Here is a 3,788-nt window from a genome sequence, read left to right as displayed (position 1 = left end):
CCTCGGGGCCGAACCACTCATCCTGGCCGAACGCCGGATTGCGCGCGGTGTCCCACAGATCGCCCAGCGTCCCCTTGATGCCCCCCCCGTACTGGCCCGCCCCGACCTGCGGGTCGGGCAAGTACGGCGGGGGCATCATGGGGACGCTGCGCGATCTGTGGGACACCGCGCGCAATCCGGCGTTCGCCCAGGATCAGTTCTACGGCCCCGAGGGTGCGCGCCCGGCGCCGCCGCCCGGTGCGGGCCCGGCCCCGGCGCTGCCGCCGGGCTACGTGTCGATCAACGCACCCGGCTCGGAGACCCCGGTCGGGGTGCCCGGTGAGTCCGACGGCGCGCGCCCGGCGCTGCCGCCGGGCTACTACCCGCTGGACGGCCCGCCGCCGCCGGGATACTTCGACGCCCCGCCGGGCACGCCCTACCCGGTGCTGCCGAGCACGGCCGAGCCGGCGCCGATCCCCTAGCGCCGATCCGGCGTCTCGTCGCGCGCGTCGAGTTCGAGTTTGGCGGCGATCCGGTCGAGGGTCTCGCGCAGCCCGGCCACCTCCCCGGCGAGCGCCTCGATCGTCTCGCTCGTGTCGGCGTCGTCCTCGTTGGCCCGGCGCGTCAGCCACGAGACGACGGCCCCGACGATCAGCGCGGCGAAGAGCACCCCGCACACGGCCAGCACCGCCGCGAGGTCGCGGCCGTCGGGGGTCAGCGGCTGGACCTCGATCATGTTCTCGACGTCGTGACCGAACGGGACGTATTCGGCTTCCAACAACCGGGCGATCGTCCAGCTCAGCCCGTTGCTGATCGTGGAGAGCTTGGAGTCTTGCTCGGTGCTTTCGACGCGCACCAGCCCGATGGTCACGATGAGACTGACGAACACGATCAGAGCCAGCGCGGTGGTCAACTCGTGGTCTCTGGTGTGGTGGGGCAACTCGAGGATGAAGCCGCCGACGATGAGCGCCAGCGCGACCGCGGGCAGCCACACGAAGTAGGTGAAGACGACCGCGACGAGCAGCAGCGGGATGCCGAGGTGCGCGCGCAGGTAGGCGCCGCGATTGTCCGCGCGCATCAGACCGCGCACGAAGTAGACGGCCAGCCCCACCCAGAGCACGGCGCCGACGGTGGCGGCGGCGATGGAGTCGGGGGTGAATTCCATGTCGGCGACGGTCTCCCATTCCCGGCCGTCGAAGAAGAACCACAGCACGCACAGCGCGTAGACCGTGATGATGAGCAGCTTGACGACGAGGGGGATCGTCGCGCCGGGTTCGGCGTCGGGCTTACTCTGCGGCGCTCCCGCCTTCTTCCGCGATCCCTCCGCGTAGTGCTCGAGCAGGATGTGTTTCTTGCGCCCCATGCCGCCTCCTCGGTGCCGGCGCGCACTGGCCGCGAGCCTGGCAAAGTCTAACTTCCGGGCCTTGGCGCTGTCAGCGCGATCTGGGGCGCAGGCGCGCTCAGGCCGCGCGAGCGGCCCGCGTGCTCGCCGACTTGGCGGCTTCCGGTGTGGGGCGCGCGGCCCGCTCGCGGCGCTGCGTCGTGGCACCGGCCTTGGCGGTGCTCGGGGACGTGCGCTGCGCGGCGGCCGACGGGGTGCGGGAACTGGCGGCGGGCCGCGGTGCGCGTGCGGCGAGCCGCACCGAGTCGGCGGCCCGCGCGGGGGTCGCCGCGGGCTCGCGCACCGACGGGGCGGGCACGCGCACGCCGATGTCGTCGAGGAAGGCCTGCACCCCTTCGCCAACCGCGGCGACGAAGTCCTGGGCCACCTCGACGAGATTGAGTCGCGGGTTGAACGGCAGCGGCGAAAGATAGCGCGGCACACCGGGATCGAGCTCGCGGTCATAGGCGGTGTCGATGATCACCCGCAGCGCGGGGGAGACCAAGTCAACGAAGGGCTGCACCAGCCAGCTCAGCCCGAGCGCCTTGCCGAGGTCGATGAACGGCTGCATGATCGGCAGGGTGCGGGTGGGCACGGTGATGAACGGGTTGCCGTAGCTGTCGTAGCGGAAGTTCTCCGGATGCAGGGTCGGGTTCATCTGGTCGGCCAGCTCGGCGGGGGTGTAGCCGTTGGGCAGGCCGGTCTCGTTGTAGCCGTTGGGCCACAGCATCTGGCCGTGCACGTACCAGAACCCCGCCAGGCCGTTGAGGAAAGCCGGCAGGTTGCCCCAGTACAGCGGGAAGTCGCCCACCCCGTCGTACTCGAAGTGCACCGAGGTCATCGGGATCCCGGTGTCGACGATGGTCGGCATGCCGGTGGTCACGTCGACGATCGGGATGGTGCCCAGGAACCCCAGCTGCGTCCACGGCCCGCCCAGTGGGTTGTCGATGTTGCCGATCAGCACCACCGACAGCCGCTCCTTGAGGGCGGGGTCGATCCCGGCGATCAGCCGCAGCTGGTCGGAGACGATGGCCCCACCCTGGGAGTAGCCGAACAGGACGATCTCCTCGTCGGTGGTGGTCAACAGGTTGACCAGCTGGCTGTTGAAGTTGTTCAGCCCGTCGGCCACCGAGACGTCCCACTTCTCGCAGCGACCCGGAACGCACCAGCGCGGCCGGAAGAAGATCGGCCAGAACGTCGCCGGGTAGTTGACCCCGACCACATTGCAGTTGTTGGCCGCCGTGCACGGCGTGGTGGTCATGTAGTAGTCGCGGGCGTTCTGCAGGTAGCCGGCGACCACGCTGGCGTCGGGGGTGCCGGTGCCCGGGGCGACCAGCGCGGTGACGGCCTGCGCGGGCGGTGCGCTGACCGTGGACGTGACACTTACACCGATCGCGGCGAGCACGGCCAGCGCGGAGACCACGACCGCGCGCAGGGTCCGTCGCATCATGGGGGCCTCCACCGGTTCAGGGACGCCGCCGCGCGGCCATCCAGCAAACTGCAAGAATTGTAGCTTCTTGGTTGCTAGCGTGGGCCCATGTTGCCTCGACTGCGAATCGCCTCGATCACCCTGCTCACCGCCGTCGGACTGTTCCTGGTCTCGGCCGTGCCCGCCTGGGCGGCCCAGTCGATCACCCTGACCTGGGTGCGCCATGCGCAGTCCCTCGCCAACGCCGCCGGCTACATCAGCAGCACGGTGCCCGGCCCGGTGCTGACCCCCCTGGGCGAGCAGCAGGCCGCCGCCGTCGCCCAGACCCTGGCCGCCACCGCCCACGACGGCGTCTACGTCTCGGACATGATCCGCACGTCGCTGACCGCCGCGCCCTACGTCGCACTTTCCGGCATCGACCCCGTCGTGCTGGGCGGAGTGCGCGAGATCACCGCCGGTTACCTGGAGGGCCAGACCAACACCGGCGCCGACAGCCTGGCCTTCGAGGTGGCCGGGCTGCTCTACAGCATCCCGGTGGCGGCGTGGTCGCTGGGCCTGCGGGCGCTGCCGGTGATCTTCGGTGAGACCGGCAACAACTTCAACGCGCGGACCACCGACGCGATCAACACCGTCTACGCCAGCGGTGACCTGAGCCCGGTGGTGTTCGCCCACGGCGCGACGATCCAGGCCTGGACGCTGATGAACGTCTCCAACCCGGTGATCACCGGGCCGCTGGAGAACACCGGCATCGTGGTGGTGAACGGCAACCCCGAGGACGGCTGGACCCTGCAGAGCTGGAACGAGGAGGAGGTCAGCCCGACGCCGAACCTGCTGACCAAGCTGTTCCTGGACTTCCGCGAGCTGATCGTCACCCCGCAGCGCAGCATCTACAACATCGTGCAGTCGCTGCCCTACGACTCGTGGTTCGCCGACGGGACCTCGCTGGCCACCGTCGCCGCCGCGGTGTGGGACGGCGTCGTCGCGATCGTCACCGCGCCG

Annotated in this window: 4 protein-coding genes; 2 read left to right on the top strand and 2 right to left on the bottom strand. The window is 70.4% G+C overall.

The features are described from left to right. Positions 1-137 precede the first annotated feature (137 nt). Positions 138-461 carry a hypothetical protein gene (locus ACKOB8_RS15305; protein ID WP_526378767.1) on the top strand — a complete coding sequence of 108 codons (324 nt, stop codon included), beginning with the start codon at positions 138-140 and terminating at the stop codon, positions 459-461. Here ACKOB8_RS15305 and ACKOB8_RS15300 read toward each other — a convergent pair. Together ACKOB8_RS15300 and ACKOB8_RS15295 are read right to left on the bottom strand one after the other, a co-directional pair. Continuing rightward, positions 458-1,342 (bottom strand): hypothetical protein, encoded by an 885-nt coding sequence (locus ACKOB8_RS15300; protein ID WP_526378765.1) that lies wholly within the window; start codon positions 1,340-1,342, stop codon positions 458-460. The two genes, ACKOB8_RS15305 and ACKOB8_RS15300, sit on opposite strands and share 4 nt — an antisense overlap. A gap of 97 nt (positions 1,343-1,439) precedes the next feature. Continuing rightward, complete coding sequence (locus ACKOB8_RS15295) at positions 1,440-2,810, bottom strand: PE-PPE domain-containing protein (protein WP_526378763.1); 1,371 nt, start codon at positions 2,808-2,810, stop codon at positions 1,440-1,442. A gap of 87 nt (positions 2,811-2,897) precedes the next feature. Here ACKOB8_RS15295 and ACKOB8_RS15290 point away from each other — a divergent pair. After that, positions 2,898-3,788 (top strand): histidine phosphatase family protein (locus ACKOB8_RS15290; RefSeq protein ID WP_526378761.1); only part of this gene is annotated, 891 nt, incomplete at its 3' end.

The organism is Mycobacterium sp. (genome assembly GCF_046091765.1).
GTDB lineage: Bacteria > Actinomycetota > Actinomycetes > Mycobacteriales > Mycobacteriaceae > Mycobacterium.
The sequence above is the reverse complement of the archived record's forward strand: the minus strand, read 5'-3'. Positions and strand labels throughout refer to the sequence as shown.

What these genes read in the sequence shown, in the direction of transcription:
- ACKOB8_RS15305 (WP_526378767.1), top strand. Translation starts at nt 138, where the DNA reads ATGGGGACGCTGCGCGATCTGTGGGACACCGCGCGCAATCCGGCGTTC.
- ACKOB8_RS15300 (WP_526378765.1), bottom strand. Translation starts at nt 1,342, where the DNA reads ATGGGGCGCAAGAAACACATCCTGCTCGAGCACTACGCGGAGGGATCG.
- ACKOB8_RS15295 (WP_526378763.1), bottom strand. Translation starts at nt 2,810, where the DNA reads ATGATGCGACGGACCCTGCGCGCGGTCGTGGTCTCCGCGCTGGCCGTG.